Below are 17,125 nucleotides of genomic sequence, written 5' to 3' on the forward strand. Positions count from 1 at the left end.
GTAAATATCATTCTTGATAACTTTGATGGTATCCTCTTTTAATTTTTATCAATTTACACTACATTAGCAGCAAATCGTTAATATTCAAAATGTCAGATCAAAATCAATATACCGAAGATAATATTCGTTCACTTGACTGGAAAGAGCACATCCGTATGCGTCCTGGTATGTATATTGGAAAATTAGGGGATGGTTCTTCGTCTGATGATGGTATTTATATTCTTCTAAAAGAGGTATTAGACAACTGCATCGATGAATTCGTCATGGGAGCTGGTAAAACGATTGAGGTTACGATTAAAGAGAAAACGGTCACCGTTAGAGATTACGGTCGCGGAATTCCGCTTGGGAAAGTGATTGACGTAGTTTCTAAAATGAATACTGGGGGTAAATATGATTCTTTGGCTTTTAAGAAGTCAGTTGGTTTGAACGGAGTTGGAACAAAAGCAGTAAATGCACTATCTAACTATTTCCGCGTCGAATCTGTTCGGGATGAAAAGCAAAAGGCTGCCGAGTTTTCTGCGGGGAATTTGGTTCTCGAAGAAGAGATTATTGATACCACGAAACGAAAAGGAACCAAAGTAATTTTTATTCCGGATGAAGCGATTTTTAAAAATTACAAATTCCGCTACGAGTATGTAATTAAAATGTTGAAGAACTATTGTTACCTAAATAATGGGTTGACCATATTGTTCAATGGCGAAAAGTATTATTCTGAAAATGGATTGAAAGATTTATTGGAAGAAACCATTAGTACTGAAGATTTAGAATACCCAATCATCCACTTGAAGGGGGAAGATATAGAAATTGCCTTAACACATAGTAAAACACAATATAGCGAAGAATACCATTCATTTGTAAATGGACAAAACACTACCCAAGGAGGAACGCATTTAGCGGCTTATCGCGAAGCTATTGTGAAAACTATAAGGGAATTTTATAACAAAAGTTTTGAAGCTTCTGATATTCGAAAATCTATCGTTACAGCGATAAGCATCAAAGTGATGGAGCCTGTTTTTGAATCACAAACGAAAACTAAATTAGGTTCAGCCGATATGGGATCTGAGCCAGGAATGCCTTCAGTACGAACTTTTGTAAATGATTTTGTAAAAACGAATTTAGACAACTTTTTACACAAAAATGCTCCAATAGCGGAAGCATTATTGCGAAAAATTCTTCAGGCCGAAAGAGAGCGTAAGGAATTATCGGGTATTAGAAAATTAGCAACCGATCGCGCTAAAAAAGCGAATTTGCATAATAAGAAATTAAGAGATTGTCGTGCCCATCTTCCGGATACTAAAAATCCAAGAAACCTAGAGAGCACTCTTTTTATTACCGAGGGAGATTCGGCTTCGGGTTCTATTACTAAATCAAGGGATGTAAATACACAAGCCGTTTTTAGTTTGCGTGGAAAACCATTAAATTCCTACGGAATGAGCAAGAAAATTGTTTATGAAAATGAGGAGTTTAATTTATTGCAATCCGCATTAGATATTGAGGATGGACTAGAAAAATTACGTTACAATAATATCGTAATTGCAACGGATGCCGATGTCGATGGAATGCACATTCGATTATTGCTGATCACATTTTTCTTGCAGTTTTTTCCTGAATTAATTAAAGAAGGACATTTATACATACTGCAAACACCTCTTTTTAGAGTAAGAAACAAGAAAGAAACTATTTATTGTTATACTGATGATGAAAGAAAAGCGGCGATTGAAAAATTAAAACCAAAGCCAGAAATTACCCGATTTAAAGGTTTAGGCGAGATATCTCCTGATGAGTTTCAGTTTTTTATTGGGGAAGACATTCGATTAGATCCTATTATGATGGATAAAAACACTTCTGTAGAGCAACTGTTGTCTTTCTATATGGGGAAAAATACACCAGACCGTCAAGAGTTCATTATAAAGAACCTGAAGGTGGAACTGGATGTAGCCGAAGCAGTATAATAAATAGTGTAAAGTTGATAAAGGGAATGCTCATACAATCCAAAAAAGATACATGGACGAAGAAGAAAATATAAATCCAGAAGGGCGACAAGAAGAAAAAAAACCGGAAGGACATTTTTATGATACTCAAGAAGGCGAGCACGATACCATTACCAAAGTTACTGGAATGTACAAAGACTGGTTTTTGGATTATGCTTCTTATGTTATTTTAGAACGTGCAGTTCCCGCAATTGAAGATGGTTTTAAACCGGTGCAACGCAGGATCATGCACTCCTTAAAAGAGTTAGATGACGGTCGTTATAATAAAGTAGCGAATGTGGTAGGACACACTATGCAGTATCACCCTCACGGGGATGCTAGTATTGGGGATGCCATGGTACAAATAGGCCAAAAAGAATTGCTGATTGATTGTCAAGGAAACTGGGGTAATATCCTCACTGGTGATAGCGCAGCAGCATCTCGTTATATCGAAGCACGTCTGTCTAAATTTGCCTTAGAAGTTTTATACAGTCCAAAAATTACGGATTGGGGAATGTCTTATGACGGTAGGAGAGCAGAACCGAATAACTTGCCTGTAAAATTCCCGTTATTACTTGCTTCTGGCGCAGAGGGAATTGCAGTGGGGCTTTCTACGAAGGTCTTACCTCACAATTTTAACGAACTCATCGATGCGTCTATAAAAATCCTGAAAGGAAAACCCTTTACGATTTATCCAGATTTTATGACACAAGGTATTGCTGATGTGTCTAATTATCATGATGGTCTGCGCGGTGGTCGTGTCCGAGTACGTGCCAAAATAGGGCAGATGGATAAAAACACCTTAGTGATTACCCAGATTCCGTTTTCGACTAATACGACGACCTTGATTGATAGTATCTTGAAAGCCAATGAAAAAGGAAAAATCAAGATCAAAAAAATTGAGGATAATACTGCCGCTAATGTTGAGATTTTAATTCATCTTTTTCCTGGTGTTTCTCCAGATAAAACTATCGATGCTTTATTTGCTTTTACTGCTTGTGAAACTTCAGTGGCTCCATTAGGCTGTGTGATTGAAGATAATAAACCTTTGTTTATTGGAGTTTCGGATATGTTGAAAATTTCAACTAATAGAACCGTTCAGTTGCTTAAAAGCGAACTCGAAATTCAATTGAGTGAATTGGAAGAACAATGGCATTTTTTGTCTTTGGAACGCATTTTCATCGAAAACAAAATTTACCGTGATATTGAAGATCAAACTACCCGAGAAGGTGTTTTGAAATCAGTTGATGATGGTTTAAAACCACATGTCAAGCATTTAAAACGTGCCGTTACTGAGGAAGATATTCTACGTTTATTGGATATCAGAATCATGCGTATCTCTAAATTCGACAGTAACAAAGCGCAGGACAAAATTGAAGCTCTTGAAGGGAATATTGAGCAAGTAAAACACGACTTAGAAAATCTGATTGATTTTGCAATTGCTTATTTTGCCAAACTAAAAGAGAAATACGGAAAAGGAAGAGAACGACAGACAGAGCTTCGTGTTTTTGACGATATTGAAGCTACAAAAGTAGTTTTGAGAAATACTAAATTGTATGTCAATAAAGCAGAAGGATTTCTAGGAACTAGCTTGAAAAAAGACGAATACGTTACGGATTGTTCTGATATTGATGATGTAATTGTTTTTCTACGAGATGGTAATATGATGGTGACTAAAGTGGATGCCAAAACCTTTGTAGGTAAAGACATTATTCACCTTGCTATTTTTGATAAAAGCGACAAGCGTACCATTTATAATGTGATTTATCGTGACGGTAAATCAGGCCCTTCCTATATTAAGCGATTTAATGTTACAGGTGTGACAAGGGATAAATTATACGATTTGACCAATGGTACCAAAGGATCGCAGATTCTTTACTTCACCTGTAATCCAAACGGCGAAGCGGAAGTAATTACGGTGCTGTTGCGTCAGGTAGGAACTATAAAAAAATTGAAATTTGACATCGATTTTGCTAACTTAGCGATCAAAGGTCGTACCTCGAAAGGGAATTTAGCTTCTAAATATCCAATCAAGAAAATCGAAATTAAGGAAAAAGGAATTTCGACTCTGCTGCCAAGAAAAGTTTGGTATGACGATACCGTACAACGATTGAATGTTGATGGAAGAGGAGAATTATTGGGCGAATTTAGACCAAGTGATAAAATTTTGATCATCCAGCAATCAGGGAAACTGAAAGTAGTGACGCCTGAATTATCTACACATTTTGACGAGGATATGATAGTGTTAGAAAAATGGGTTCCTAAAAAACCAATCTCTGCTATTTATTATGATGGAGAGAAAGCCCGCTATTATGTGAAGCGCTTCTTGGTGGAAACCGAAAATAAAGAGGAGAGCTTTATCACAGAACATCCAAAGTCACAATTAGAAATTGTATCAACGGATTATCGTCCTGTAGCCGAATTAGTTTTTCCAAAAATTAAGGGAGTGCAAAAAGAAAGCATCACTATCGATATCGAAGATTTTATTGCTGTAAAGGGATTTAAAGCAATTGGGAATCAATTAACAACTGATAAGCTAAAGCAAGTGAATCTTAAGGAATCCCTTCCTTATGAGGTTCCTGTGGAAGTCAAAGAAGTCCGTGCTAAAGGAGAATCAAATAGTGATGATTCCGATGTGCAACGCGATGAAGACGGTCAAATCATCTTGTTTTAAAAAAAAAGCTTCCTAATGCGGAAGCTTTTTTCTTAGTACTAGTGTTCTATTATTTTTTCTTTTTAGAAACCTTCATGTTCAATACTTCAACAAATAAGGAGAATGAAATGGCAAAATACAGATAGCCTTTTGGAACTGGCGTTACATGACTGCCAAGAATTAGCGCATTAGATAAATGAGCACTTTCAGTAAGCAGCATCATCCCAATTAAAATTAAGAACGAAAGTCCTAAGATCTGAATAGATGGATGTCTATTTACAAAACTACCCACGGGAACGGCAAACTGCATCATTATTAAAACGGAAATCACAACAGCCGTAATCATAATGTATAAAGCCCCTTCAACTCCATTAGTCATCCCTACGGCAGTAAGAATACTGTCAAAAGAGAAAACCAAGTCAATCATAATTATTTGCAATAATACATTCTGAAATGACTTTGTCGCTGCCTTACCAAGTTCCTTTTCTTCATGGCCTTTTTCGTCTACTTTTTCGCGAATTTCAATGGTACTTTTATAAATAAGGAATAGCCCCCCCAAGAATAGAATGATACTTTGTCCCGTTATTCCGGCAGAGAACCAACTTAGGTTTATGCTGAACCAAGGTGCCTTCATTTGTATTAATAAGTTAATTCCAAACAAAAGCGCAATTCTCATGAACATGGCTAAAAACATCCCTATTTTAGTTGCCTTTTTGCGGCTTTCTATTGGCAGTTTACCCGTTGCAATCGAAATGAAAATAATATTGTCAATCCCCAGAACAATTTCTAGAAAGGTTAGTGTTAGTAAGGCAATCCAAGCATCAGGATTTAAAAATACTTCCATTTTTGTAAGCTGTTAATTTATTAAAAGTGCGAATCTAACATATACAAGGAGATTTTAATCTCCGATTTTTGTAACGACTCCTTTTTGCTTTTGGTCACTGCCTACCATTCCAAATTCAAAGGTATAGGTATTTCCAGATGTTGATAAAATCTTCATATCTATTGCTTTTTCTTCCGCCATGTTTTTGGGGTGTAATTTTCTCAAAATGTACTCGCAATCATTTACCCATCGTATCGACGCAGTGTCTGTCTTACCCTCAAAAGTTTCGATTTCGATGCTGTCATTTCGTTCAAACAGGGTTATTTTTTTTTCGCCATCGACCTCATATTCAAAACTGAATTTACCTGTTTTAAAATTTTTACAGTTGTGTTCCACATTGTAGCAAGAAACAACTAATAGTAGTAGTGGTAATAATAGTACGCTTTTTATATTCATATTTTTTTTATTGAATTTTAATATCATATTTATCCAAAAGTCCCGGTATGCCTTGAGTGGAAAAACGGGCTTTTTTCATTGGGTTAAACTCGGGATCGATTTTATAATTGTAAGCAGTCACAAAGTTGACTTCCTTTAGTTGGGTATCGTTAAAAATGGCGTTATCTAAATTACAGTTGTCAAAAACGGATTGTGTAAGGTTGGTTCCTATAAAACTAACCTCTTTCATAGAACAGTTGTTGAATTTTGTTTTGGGCATTTTCTTATTTGCGAAGGAAGAGTAGTCCAGAACGCAATCCTGAAAATTAACTCCAAACAAGAAGTCTGTGCAGCCCTGAAATTCAATCCCCAATAATTTACAATTACTAAAGTTGACAGTTTTTAAACTTGTACCGCGCAGTTGTGTCATCGAAAGATTGCAGTCGATGAATTCGCAATCCATAAAAGTATTACTTGAGAAGTCACTGTTAGAGAAGTCACAATTTTTGAAGGTACAGTCCTCAAATTCCCTGTTGTTAACTTTCTTGTTGATGAAAACAACTTTTTCAAAAGTCTTTTGAATATGAATAAGATCGTCCATTAGTTGTCAAATAAGCTTTTGATAATTGTTTTCAATCCCATATACATAAGAAACATAGCGCCTAGGCATGCGATGATTCCGATTGCCAAAACAAGATAATGCCATAGGTTTTGTTTATTCATAAACGCATTATAAATCAATGATGGACCAATAAAGAACAGGGGTAAAGTGCCCGCTAAATATTTTATTCCTTTGGATAAGACTGCTTTATTTGTTCCCATTAATTTTTATTTAAAGTTGCATTTTATTTTATTTACTAAAAAAAGCCTAATACTTACTGTTATAAGAGTCAACTGCTTTTCTGACACTTCCGTGTATATTTAATAATTCAGCTGCTTCTTCATAGCTGACGGGAATTTCTCCTATGATCATTATTATGCCGCGGTCAACCAGTTTTCTATTGCTCAATTGCATATCGACCATTTTGTTTCCTTTTACTTTTCCCAATTGAATCATCGTTGCCGTCGATATCATGTTGAGCACTAATTTTTGGGCCGTTCCTGCTTTCATTCTTGAACTTCCAGTAACAAATTCTGGGCCTACGACCACGTCGATTGGGAATTTTGCAGTTTCGGAAAGGGGACTTCCTGCGTTGCAAGAAATGCTTCCCGTTACAATGTTATTTTCATTACAAGCCTGCAGTCCACCAATGACATAGGGCGTTGTTCCCGAGGCCGCAATTCCTATTACAACGTCATTCTCGTTTATATTGTACTCCGTTAAATCTCTCCAAGCTTGTGTGGCGTTGTCTTCTGCATTTTCCACCGCTCTGCGAATGGCCGCATCACCGCCGGCAATAATACCTACAACCAGGTCAAAAGGGACACCAAAGGTAGGTGGGCACTCTGATGCATCCACAACTCCCAAACGTCCTGAAGTTCCCGCACCTATGTAAAAAAGTCTGCCTCCCAGTTTCATTTTTGCGACAATTTGAGTCACTAAACTTTCTATTTGCGGCAATGCTTTTTCGATGGCAAAAGGAACGGTTTTGTCTTCCTGATTGATGTTGGACAACAATGCAGTAACAGACATCTTTTCTAGATGTTCGTATTTTGAGGACTGTTCCGTGGTCTTAGTGAATGTCATTTTTATAGTGATTCAGAGTTGCAAAGATTCAAAGTTACAAAGTTTTAGATGAAGTAACAATTAATGGGTTATTCCAAATTGTTTGCGTGAGGGATAGCAGCGGAAATCCTTTTATTTTTTCTTTAAAAATAAAAGATTGAAGCGTATAGCCCGACCCGATTTTTTTTAATGAGGGGCACGCCCAAGTTATAGAATTATATAAAATAAGCCAGTAGAATTCCTAAAACAATCATGGAAACTTTGGCAATATTAAATTTGTGTCCTTCGCTGCTTTCGAAAATTATTGTTGACGAGATATGGAATAAAATCCCAATGACGACTGCGGTAATTTCAGTATGATAGTTATTTAAAATAGGCATATAATCAGCTGCAAATGTTCCGAATGGTGTCATTAAGGCAAATGTAATCATAAAAGCAAAAATCGCTTTTTTATTCAGATTAGAATTGATGAAAAAAGTGGTCAGGATAATAGCAATAGGCAGGTGATGTATTGCGATTCCTGCGGCTAAATCATGATGGTCACTAAGTGGGAAACCTTCTAAAAAGGCATGAATGCACAAGCTGACAAACAACAACCATGGGATGTGAGACATATTGACGTGTCCATGTACATGACCGTGTTCTGCTCCTTGAGAGAAAAACTCCAGTATGATTTGGAACAAAATTCCCATCATAATAAAAACTCCAATTTGACTATTTTCGCTTTCATATACCTCTGGTAGTAAATGCATTACAGTCAAAGAGAGTAAAAAAGAACCGCTGAAGGCTAATAACAGCTTCAAGTTGGTTTTGTTTTGTGGTTTTAAAACCAATGCTACGATATATCCTAATAGTACCGAAAGTAGCGGTAAGAGGTAATTCATTTCTATTATTGAATCGGTTAAAAAGGTCTTCGATTGACAATTGGTTTGCGATTAAACAAAACATCAAATTCCCCTATGGACTATTTAAAAATCATAATTAATCTTTCACTTTCCGTTTTGTGGAACTTTTTCAACTTGTAATCTCCAAAAATATCTAACAGGTAAATTCCTGCTTCTTCCATTAAGATTTCAAAATCGTTCAGAGTTAAGGCTTTTACTCTTTCAGTAAAGTGAAAACTTTGACCTTTATCTTCAAAGTCAATTTCTTTAAAGATATATCCGTCTTTCAAATATCGTTTGATGTGAAAATCGATGTCGTCGACCGTTTTTGTCTCTTCTGGAACCAATGTGTTCAAGACTTGGGCCACGTTCATAAAATCAATCACGGCGAACCCATATTCAGACAAGCTTTCTTTGATTGCTTTCAACGTGGTAAGGTTGTCTTCGTCATTTTCGAAATAACCAAAACTGGTAAATAAATTAAAAATGGCATCGTATTTTTCTTCGAAAGGCTCACGCATGTCGTGCACTTTAAAACGCAAAGTTTCATTCGCGTTTTTATTGGCTATGGCAATACTGTTTTCTGATAGATCGGCACCCAATACGTCGAATCCCAATTGATTAAGGTAGATCGAGTGACGTCCTTTTCCGCAGGCCAAATCAAGCACTTTTGCTTTCTCAGGAAGGTTGAGGTAATGCGTAATGTTATCCATAAATACTTGGGCTTCCCTGTAATTACGGCCTTTATAAAGGATGTGGTAGTAAGGTGTATCGAACCATGAACTGAACCAAGTTTGAGTTGGTTCATCCTGGTTTCTTATCGTTGGTTTTTGTTCTTCAGACATTTATTCTTTTTCAATTTATTCTATCCGGCAAATTTAGTGTATTTTTGCTGAAATATAAAGAATACGAGTATATACAAGGACATTCTCGTGACAAATACTAAAATTTTTATTACAGGTAGGGTTTTATTTAGAAGAATACTTGTTCTAATTGACAGAAAAAAATGGAAAATAATTTTAAGATGGTTGCCAAAACCTTTTTTGGTTTTGAAGAAATATTAGCAAAGGAATTACTGATGTTGGGCGCACAAGACGTTGAACAAGGTGTAAGAATGGTTAGTTTTAAAGGAGATAAAGGATTTATGTACAAAGCAAATTTGGCTTTGCGTACGGCTTTAAAAATATTGAAACCCATTTACTTTTTTAAGGCAAATAACGAGCAAGCGTTATACAAAGGAATATTAGGTGTAAACTGGTCAAGATACATTAATGCCAATCAGACTTTTGTAATTGACGCTACCGTTCACTCTGATAATTTTAATCACTCTGAATTCGTTTCACAGAAATGTAAGGATGCGATTGTGGATCAATTTAGAGAAAGAACAGGACAACGTCCAAGTATTGATAAGGCACATCCTGATTTGCGAATCAATATTCATATTGACAGAGACCAAGTTTCTGTTGCATTAGATACCTCAGGGAATTCATTGCATCAGCGTGGATATAGAACCGCTACTAACATTGCACCAATAAACGAAGTGTTGGCGGCGGGAGTTTTGTTGCTTTCAGGTTGGGACGGACAAGGCGATTTTCTAGACCCTATGTGTGGCTCGGGTACATTTCTTGCCGAAGCTGCTATGATTGCCTGCAACATTCCGGCGAACATTAACCGTAAAGAGTTTGCTTTCGAAAAATGGCATGATTGGGATAATGAGTTGTTTGATAATATTACAGACAGTTTGTTGAAAAAAGTACGTGAATTTCATTACACGATAAAAGGTTTTGATAAAGCGCCATCTGCTGTTAGCAAGGCCAAAGACAATATCAAGAATGCTAATCTTGAAGAATACATCAGCATCGAAGAAAGGAATTTCTTTGATACCGAAAAAACTACAGAAGGGAAATTGCACATGGTTTTCAATCCTCCTTATGATGAGCGATTGGATATTCACATGGAAGAATTTTACAAAAACATTGGCGACACCCTTAAGAAAAACTATCCTGGAACAAATGCTTGGTTTATCACAGGTAATCTAGAAGCCTTAAAATTTGTTGGATTGAAACCTTCAAGAAAAATCAAACTTTTTAATGCGAGTATTGAAGCCCGTTTGGTGAAATACGAAATGTATGAAGGAAGTAAAAGAACCAAGTTTCAGGTAACTGCGGATGATAACGTTGAGTAAGTAGTTTTCAGGGAGCACTAATAAGTGTTCAGTGACAATTGCTTTAAGTACAGTTGCTCGAACGTTAAACTTTTTAAAATTTAAATAAATAAAACAAAACAAAATGACAAAATTACAGATAAGAGCTTTTCTATATCAATTAGGATGTTTTGCTATATTATTCATCTCAGCACGCTATTTAGTGGAACATTATACTGAATTAACCGGATATTGGATTCCTGTGACTGCATTTTTTGTAGGGACAATAGTATCGCCAAAATTCCAAGCAATAAAAACGAAAGATGGTGAAAAGCTGTTTATGAAATGGGTTTTTATGAAAGGCGTGAAGGAAATAGGTTGATTTTGTAATGATAAAAAAAGGAGCTAATTATAAATCATTTATAGTTAGCTCCTTTTTTCATGTCTAGAAATCGTACATCTATTTTGTTACGGTTTGTTGGGAAGGACTACGGCCGGTACCTTCTTTTTATATAGCGGGATGAAATACGAAATCGTATAATTAAATCCTACTCCAAAATCACCATCATAGGTTCTGTTGAAACCAGGTATGTACAAATTATCAAAATTCCCTGGTTTTTTATTAGAGATCAAGCGGTTCAGACGCAAACTGAAGCCCACAAATACGTTGTTGAATACTTTAGCTTTAATACCTGCTACCACTTCAATCCAGCTCGCTGTTAGTCCATTGAATTTTTCTCCAGATGCAATTGCTGGTACTTCTCCAAAATACGGGTTGGCATTGTATATTTTGTAACTGTTGAGTTCCTGATTAAAACTGCTGAAACCATATCGTAAACCAATGGAGATAATATTTTCCATATCTAGCCAATTTTCATAGGCATTGTAATCAAAACCTGCTTTCAGGTAGGAGCCTTTCGTGGTAAAGTTCAGTCGACTGTCATCAGTAGTTTTGCTTTCATTACCTAGCTCGGCAGCTAAGAAATATTTTTTGGTCAACCTGTAGTCTCCTATAAACTCGATTCCCTTATAATCTTTGTCATACAAAGCGCGAGTCAGTTTATATAAATCAACCCCTACTCGCAATCCGTAGCGATTTGTTTTTGGGTTAGAAATAGTGTCATTTATTATTTGTTTAGGCAGTTCTTCGCTATTTTGAAACGAGTTTTCAGGAATAACGCCGGCCTCCGTTTTATTACTCTCGAAAGTGCTTTTTTCAGGAGTCGTTTCTTGTGCTTCAACTAAAAACAAAGAAAAAATGAGGCAGATACTAAAAAAATATTTCAAGGTGTGTTTCATTTTCGTTATCAATAGTACTGTTTTTAACCGCCATATACTGAATCCACTTTTCATCAGCTATTGCTGCATCAGTATGGACATAAGGAATTGAGGGATCTAAAGTATATTCTGTTTTAAAACCACAGGCTCTAGAAACAAAAACAGTAGCTCTAGTGTAATTAAATTGTAAATGGTCTTCATTAACTAAGGCTGTATTTGAATTACCAAAGTTTAAAATAAAACTAAAGCTAGTCACATCAGCGTCAGTTTTTAAGGGAATAGAGACAGTACTTCCGTTGATTACAGTACTTCCATTAAAAGGAACCCCATCTGTCATTCCTTCTCCTATGATTTTTAAATTAGTGACGTTTTTCAAAACCGATGAATTGTTTATGTCATAAAACGAAATGACTAATCGCGACGTAGTAACCGTATTCGCATCGCAAATGTCATCTTTCTCACAGCCTGTGAAGGACAGTGAGAAAAGGAACAATAGTAATAGAATTATTTTTTTCATAAATCTTAAATGTCTAAACGGCGGTACGCTTGGCAATGGTAAAATGTAAATAATTTAGCAGCTGAAACTGATCACTAATTACTGAACACCACAATTAACTATCTTCTTTCCAAAAGAACCACATTCTCCACGTGATGTGTCTGAGGAAACATATCCACAGGTCGCACGCGAGTCACTTTGTATTTCTCGTCCATTAATGCTAAATCACGTGCTTGTGTAGCCGAGTTGCAACTTACGTACACCACTTTTTCAGGAGCAATTTTCATGATTTGTGCGATTACATCTTTATGCATTCCGTCTCTAGGTGGGTCAGTGATAATCACGTCAGGCTGTCCGTGTTCCGCGATGAAACTGTCGTTAAAAACCACTTTCATGTCTCCCACATAAAACTCACAATTAGTGATTTCATTGCGTTCCGCATTCAGTTTTGCATCTTTTATGGCTTCAGGAACGCTTTCTACACCTATTACTTTTTTTGCTTTTTTCGAAACAAATTGCGCAATGGTACCAGTTCCGGTATATAAGTCATATACGATTTCATTTCCGGTCAGTCCGGCGAAATCACGTGTTATTTTGTATAGTTCGTACGCTTGGTCTGAATTGGTTTGGTAAAAAGACTTCGCATTAATGCTGAACTTCAAACCTTCCATTTCTTCTAGAATATAATCACGTCCTTTATATAGTTTAATATCCGTATCATATAAAGTATCGTTCGCCTTACTATTCACTACATATTGTAATGAAGTAATATTAGGGAATTTCTCATATAAATGGTCTAAGATTAATTCTCTGTTGGCTTTATCATTTTCAAAAAACTGAATCAAAACCATGATTTCGCCTGTAGATGCTGTACGTAACATTAAAGTTCTCAATAAACCAGAATGTTCTCTGGGGTTGAAAAAAGTGAGTCCGTTTGCATTAGCAAAATCTTTCACTTCGTTTCTGATCGCATTTGATGGATCTTCTTGTAGGTGACATTTATTGATGTCTAGAATCTTATCCCACATTTTTGGGATATGAAAACCAAGTGCATTTCTATTTCCTAAATCTTCGGTGCTTCCTATTTCCGCTTCGGTCAACCATCGGCTGTTCGAAAACGAAAATTCCATTTTGTTTCTGTAAAAAAACTGTTTTTCAGAACCTAAAATTGGTTCAAATTCAGGAAGTTCTACCTTTCCGATGCGCTGTAAATGATTGAAAACTTCATTTTGCTTGTAATACAACTGCTGACTGTATTTCATGTTTTGCCATTTGCAACCTCCACAAACACCAAAGTGCTCACAAATAGGTTCTGTACGGTGTTCTGAATATTCGTGAAAAAGAACTGCTTTCCCTTCATAATAGGATTTTCGTTTTTTAAACGTTTGTACGTCAACTACATCGCCGGGAACCACGTTAGGGATAAACACTACTTTACCATCGGGTGCTTTCGCAACCGATACGCCTTTTGCACCCGCATCAAGGACTTTTATCTGATGAAAGACAACTTTGTCTGTATTTTTCTTAGCCATGCCGCAAAAATAAGCGTTTGTAAACTTTTATAAATTCAATTTGGCAACTATTTTCGAAAAGAAGTGTTTTTTATTTTGGTAGGATTCGGCTTTCCGTTGCGAATCCTCGATTATATGACCTAAATTTGGGCGTAAAGGAAGCTTTCTGCAGTGACTCTTTTATTACACGGCTTTGCCGGCTGCGATATTTGCGGATTTTTCGTTATAAGCATCTGCAAAAAGGGTGGGGTACTACTTCCTTAAATTGGTTATTAAATGAATTGGTTGTATCACCTAGGGTATTAGTTGTAAATCAATTTAGCTTTTCCTTCAACACATTCTACTCGAGATGGAGGCATAACCATGTCACAGGTGGAAATGATATTCCATTTTTTATTATATGCCTTTTGCGCTTTGGTGTAATTTTCAACTTTAATTAAAAATTCAGGCACATTAATTTTTAAAGAATAGGCAATATAGCCTGCTGGTCCTCCACAAGCTTTCGAACCTATAGCTATAAAACCCCATTCTTGCGCATCGGTACAGGTTGTACTCTTTACTTGCGAGAGTAAAAGTTCATTGTAGCTATTGGTTAATGCATCAGCATCATGTTCTTGCGCGTTTTCATCCGCAGTGCAGCTAATGAAGAATATACTTGTTATAAGTAGTATAAGTCTAAAATTCATCTTTGTTTTTTTAAATTACCTTGTAAATTTAGTAAATAAATGTACTGTTTTAAGTCTTTCAAACTCCTACTTTTTTCTGTCAATTTCGGCTAGAATCTTTTTTTAAAACTAATATGCAATTAACTACTCTTTGTAATTAAAAGATGTTGAAATCAGTACCAAAGAGGTGAGTTGAGATGCTAGTCAGTTTTATTCTACAAATGATTTTTGCGCTTCATCCATTCGTAGTTCACAATAGATAGAAAGTAAAAGAGGAAATCAGCGCAGAGCTTTCCTGCCATGATTCCCGCTACTGCATTTCCGGTTATAATAGGCAACCAGTACATACAAAAAGGACGCGCCAATAAAATGTCTAAAAGGGCAGGGTAGCCAAACTCCAACACTAAGTTTTTGACAATTCGAAATAAATTATTAAAAGAAGTTTGATTTTCTAGGTGCCCATTCTTTTTGGCGAGTTGGATGTATGCCATGGCGATAATAACTCCATAAAAGGCAAAATACTCCATAAACGTAATCAAGTAGGCCGTTGTCAAACCTTCAAAATCCCTGCTAAATTGCGAGCCCAACAAAGCCGCACTTGTAGCAGCTAACTCCGCATATTTATAACGATCAAACCATTCTTTAAACTGTACTTTGGAAAGCATAATAGGATGTTGCTGTTTTTAGGAAAAGCAAAATTAGACTAAATTGGGGATAGGGAGATGAAAAACCGAATTGTTTAGAGGAAAGGTATAGGATATAGGATGTTGAGCTATTTCTTTTTATTAAATTTAATTTTCATGAAGAACATATAACCTTTTATTTTTCAAATTATTAAAGGTTATTTTACAATTTTTATTTCAGATAGATTGATCCATTTAACTTCTAAAGTTCAAGGAAAACATACTGAAATAGTGTAGAAAAACATTTCGTCGTATTTTTATAGCTATGATGTTATCGTTTTTGTTGCTTATAAACGTGGCAATTAGTTTTTATAGTCTTAAGTCAACCGCTGTTTTTCTAAATTAATTAACAGCCTTGAATTGTTTCATTTCTTGCAACGGTTCTATGGCATTGTAATCCTTCCATATCTTAGGATCATAGGATTTGATATTTATATATTTAAAATCTTCTTCCTTAACTTTTGCAATTGCTGCTACTGTTGTTTCAGAGCGGGAGATATTTAAAAACTCTGTTTTATTGAGAGTATTTGCTTCAATTTTAAAATCAAGATCCAGTACATCTTTTTCACCACTAGTTAATTCGATAAGTTTCAATGGGCGATTGAGATAAAAGTAATTTCCACTTTCTGTTGTGGCATATTGCATATAATAGTTGTCGTCTCCAGCTCTTTTTTTATAAATGATGGTTCCTTTACTCACATTCTCGGATACTTTAATTCCCAAAAGTAACTTCATATTAAAATTACTCAGCTTTTCGCCGTCGTCAAGGACATAATCTGCTCTGAGGACAGCATAATCAGTTTCAGAAATATATAGCTTACCCACATACATCGCTTTTCTTTTTCGAGGTTTAAAAGTAAGGACATAAGCAAATTCATTTTGACTGGTGTAAGTCGTTCCTTCATAAGCATAGTCGTATAGCTCCGGTTTTTGTATAAAATCGAATCGCTTATTGTTTAAAAAATTATTTTCATACATGAAGCTGTTCAAATTAATTTTTGCAGCTGTTAATTGATTTTTTACTTCTTTATTTTTCCCTGATTTTTCATTAAAGTCTTTACGTAATGATATTGTATCGCGTGATCCTACAAGTCCGCTCTTAAAGCGGTAATATTTAGTAGTGTCTAAATGTTGCAACATTAAATTTTTAGCTGTTTTTTCTAGATCGTCTAAGGATGTCGATTCTCCTTCATTTTTTAAGATAGTAGCTTTTAAAACAGCTAGTTTTGAAGTAAACACAAATTTATCGGCTTTTTTTGTTTTAACCGAATAGTAATTACAAAGAACATCAGTAAATGACACTGGCGGCTTCGAAATTAACTTATTAGAAAAAGACTGCAAATCGTTGTTGACTTTTAATAATGCTTGCTTGCTAAAACCAGTTGATTTGTTAATCTCCACGTCTATTATAGAAGGATTGAAATAATTTGATTTTCTAAAAAAGAACATTTCCTTTGATCCTTTTTCGCCCGTAGTATAATTACGGATTAAGTTGGCTTTTACATTTGCCATAATCTCATACGGATTTGGTTTTAGGTTAGACACCGCTACATCATCAAGCTCATAAATTCCGGCCAAGAGTTTAATTGTAAAGTCGAGCTTTTTCAATTCGGCCACGGTCAACAGCTGATTAACAAAACCCAAATAAGAAACATTCAATAGTGTTTCGTCCTGACTGTTGCTTTCAGATAAAGTAAAATAGCCTTCTCCGTTAGAGACCAAGTTTTCCGATTCATTTACCCTAATGTTTGCATAGGGAATACTTTCCCCTGTTTTCGAATCGATAATTTTCCCCCTAATGTTTTGGGCAATTCCTGCTTGGAATAAAAACAGGATAAAAAAAGTATATAGTAATAAGCTAGGTTTCATATTTATTAGGTGCTTAGATTTAATAAGACGAAACTGTGTCCGTTTTGTT

At 35.7% G+C, this 17,125-nt stretch carries 17 protein-coding genes; 4 read left to right on the forward strand and 13 right to left on the reverse strand.

All coding sequences use genetic code 11. The features are described from left to right. The first annotated feature begins 89 nt into the window (after positions 1-89). Both ACEN2H_RS00295 and ACEN2H_RS00300 read left to right on the forward strand, forming a co-directional pair. A complete protein-coding gene (locus ACEN2H_RS00295) occupies positions 90-1,952 on the forward strand; it encodes a DNA topoisomerase IV subunit B (protein WP_441729472.1) in 1,863 nt (620 codons plus the stop codon). 52 nt (positions 1,953-2,004) lie between these two features. Continuing rightward, a complete protein-coding gene (locus tag ACEN2H_RS00300; RefSeq protein WP_441729473.1) occupies positions 2,005-4,644 on the forward strand; it encodes a DNA gyrase/topoisomerase IV subunit A in 2,640 nt (879 codons plus the stop codon). Positions 4,645-4,693: 49 nt separating this feature from the next. Here the strand turns inward: ACEN2H_RS00300 and ACEN2H_RS00305 are convergent, their stop codons facing one another. The 7 genes from ACEN2H_RS00305 to ACEN2H_RS00335 all read right to left on the reverse strand — a co-directional run bounded on the left by ACEN2H_RS00305 (position 4,694) and on the right by ACEN2H_RS00335 (position 9,276). Beyond that, positions 4,694-5,467 (reverse strand): TerC family protein, encoded by a 774-nt coding sequence (locus ACEN2H_RS00305; RefSeq protein WP_441729474.1) that lies wholly within the window; start codon positions 5,465-5,467, stop codon positions 4,694-4,696. Between the two features lie 54 nt (positions 5,468-5,521). Further along, a complete protein-coding gene (locus ACEN2H_RS00310; RefSeq protein ID WP_441729475.1) occupies positions 5,522-5,902 on the reverse strand; it encodes a DNA topoisomerase IV in 381 nt (126 codons plus the stop codon). Between the two features lie 7 nt (positions 5,903-5,909). Continuing rightward, a complete protein-coding gene (locus ACEN2H_RS00315) occupies positions 5,910-6,482 on the reverse strand; it encodes a pentapeptide repeat-containing protein (RefSeq protein ID WP_441729476.1) in 573 nt (190 codons plus the stop codon). Next, positions 6,482-6,703, reverse strand: a complete 222-nt coding sequence (locus tag ACEN2H_RS00320; protein ID WP_441729477.1) for a DUF6095 family protein — start codon at positions 6,701-6,703, stop codon at positions 6,482-6,484. The genes ACEN2H_RS00315 and ACEN2H_RS00320 overlap by 1 nt, the downstream gene beginning before the upstream one ends. A 46-nt stretch (positions 6,704-6,749) precedes the next feature. Next, positions 6,750-7,568: an N-acetylmuramic acid 6-phosphate etherase gene (gene murQ / locus ACEN2H_RS00325; protein WP_441729478.1), complete on the reverse strand. Its 819-nt coding sequence runs from the start codon at positions 7,566-7,568 to the stop codon at positions 6,750-6,752. A gap of 194 nt (positions 7,569-7,762) precedes the next feature. Beyond that, complete coding sequence (locus ACEN2H_RS00330; protein WP_441729479.1) at positions 7,763-8,431, reverse strand: ZIP family metal transporter; 669 nt, start codon at positions 8,429-8,431, stop codon at positions 7,763-7,765. Between the two features lie 80 nt (positions 8,432-8,511). Next, complete coding sequence (locus ACEN2H_RS00335; protein ID WP_441729480.1) at positions 8,512-9,276, reverse strand: class I SAM-dependent methyltransferase; 765 nt, start codon at positions 9,274-9,276, stop codon at positions 8,512-8,514. A 161-nt stretch (positions 9,277-9,437) separates the two neighbouring features. On the opposite strand from ACEN2H_RS00335, the gene ACEN2H_RS00340 reads away from it, so the two are divergent. Together ACEN2H_RS00340 and ACEN2H_RS00345 are read left to right on the forward strand one after the other, a co-directional pair. Beyond that, positions 9,438-10,616 (forward strand): THUMP domain-containing class I SAM-dependent RNA methyltransferase, encoded by a 1,179-nt coding sequence (locus tag ACEN2H_RS00340; RefSeq protein WP_441729481.1) that lies wholly within the window; start codon positions 9,438-9,440, stop codon positions 10,614-10,616. Between the two features lie 103 nt (positions 10,617-10,719). Continuing rightward, on the forward strand, positions 10,720-10,956 hold the full coding sequence (locus ACEN2H_RS00345; RefSeq protein ID WP_441729482.1) for a hypothetical protein: 237 nt from the start codon (positions 10,720-10,722) through the stop codon (positions 10,954-10,956). An 86-nt stretch (positions 10,957-11,042) separates the two neighbouring features. Here the strand turns inward: ACEN2H_RS00345 and ACEN2H_RS00350 are convergent, their stop codons facing one another. The 6 genes from ACEN2H_RS00350 to ACEN2H_RS00375 all read right to left on the reverse strand — a co-directional run bounded on the left by ACEN2H_RS00350 (position 11,043) and on the right by ACEN2H_RS00375 (position 17,076). Next, positions 11,043-11,861 (reverse strand): DUF6048 family protein, encoded by an 819-nt coding sequence (locus tag ACEN2H_RS00350; protein WP_441729483.1) that lies wholly within the window; start codon positions 11,859-11,861, stop codon positions 11,043-11,045. Next, positions 11,845-12,369 carry a DUF6452 family protein gene (locus ACEN2H_RS00355; RefSeq protein ID WP_441729484.1) on the reverse strand — a complete coding sequence of 175 codons (525 nt, stop codon included), beginning with the start codon at positions 12,367-12,369 and terminating at the stop codon, positions 11,845-11,847. Before ACEN2H_RS00355 ends, ACEN2H_RS00350 begins: the two co-directional genes overlap by 17 nt. A gap of 98 nt (positions 12,370-12,467) precedes the next feature. Further along, positions 12,468-13,880, reverse strand: coding sequence for a 23S rRNA (uracil(1939)-C(5))-methyltransferase RlmD (gene rlmD / locus ACEN2H_RS00360; protein ID WP_441729485.1), 1,413 nt, complete (start codon positions 13,878-13,880; stop codon positions 12,468-12,470). A 281-nt stretch (positions 13,881-14,161) separates the two neighbouring features. Beyond that, positions 14,162-14,545, reverse strand: coding sequence for a hypothetical protein (locus ACEN2H_RS00365; protein ID WP_441729487.1), 384 nt, complete (start codon positions 14,543-14,545; stop codon positions 14,162-14,164). A gap of 194 nt (positions 14,546-14,739) precedes the next feature. Continuing rightward, positions 14,740-15,189 carry a hypothetical protein gene (locus ACEN2H_RS00370; protein ID WP_441729488.1) on the reverse strand — a complete coding sequence of 150 codons (450 nt, stop codon included), beginning with the start codon at positions 15,187-15,189 and terminating at the stop codon, positions 14,740-14,742. A gap of 360 nt (positions 15,190-15,549) precedes the next feature. After that, positions 15,550-17,076 carry a carboxypeptidase-like regulatory domain-containing protein gene (locus ACEN2H_RS00375; protein ID WP_441729489.1) on the reverse strand — a complete coding sequence of 509 codons (1,527 nt, stop codon included), beginning with the start codon at positions 17,074-17,076 and terminating at the stop codon, positions 15,550-15,552. Between the last annotated feature and the right edge of the window lie 49 nt (positions 17,077-17,125).

Source organism: Flavobacterium sp. W22_SRS_FP1, from assembly GCF_052113685.1.
GTDB lineage: Bacteria > Bacteroidota > Bacteroidia > Flavobacteriales > Flavobacteriaceae > Flavobacterium.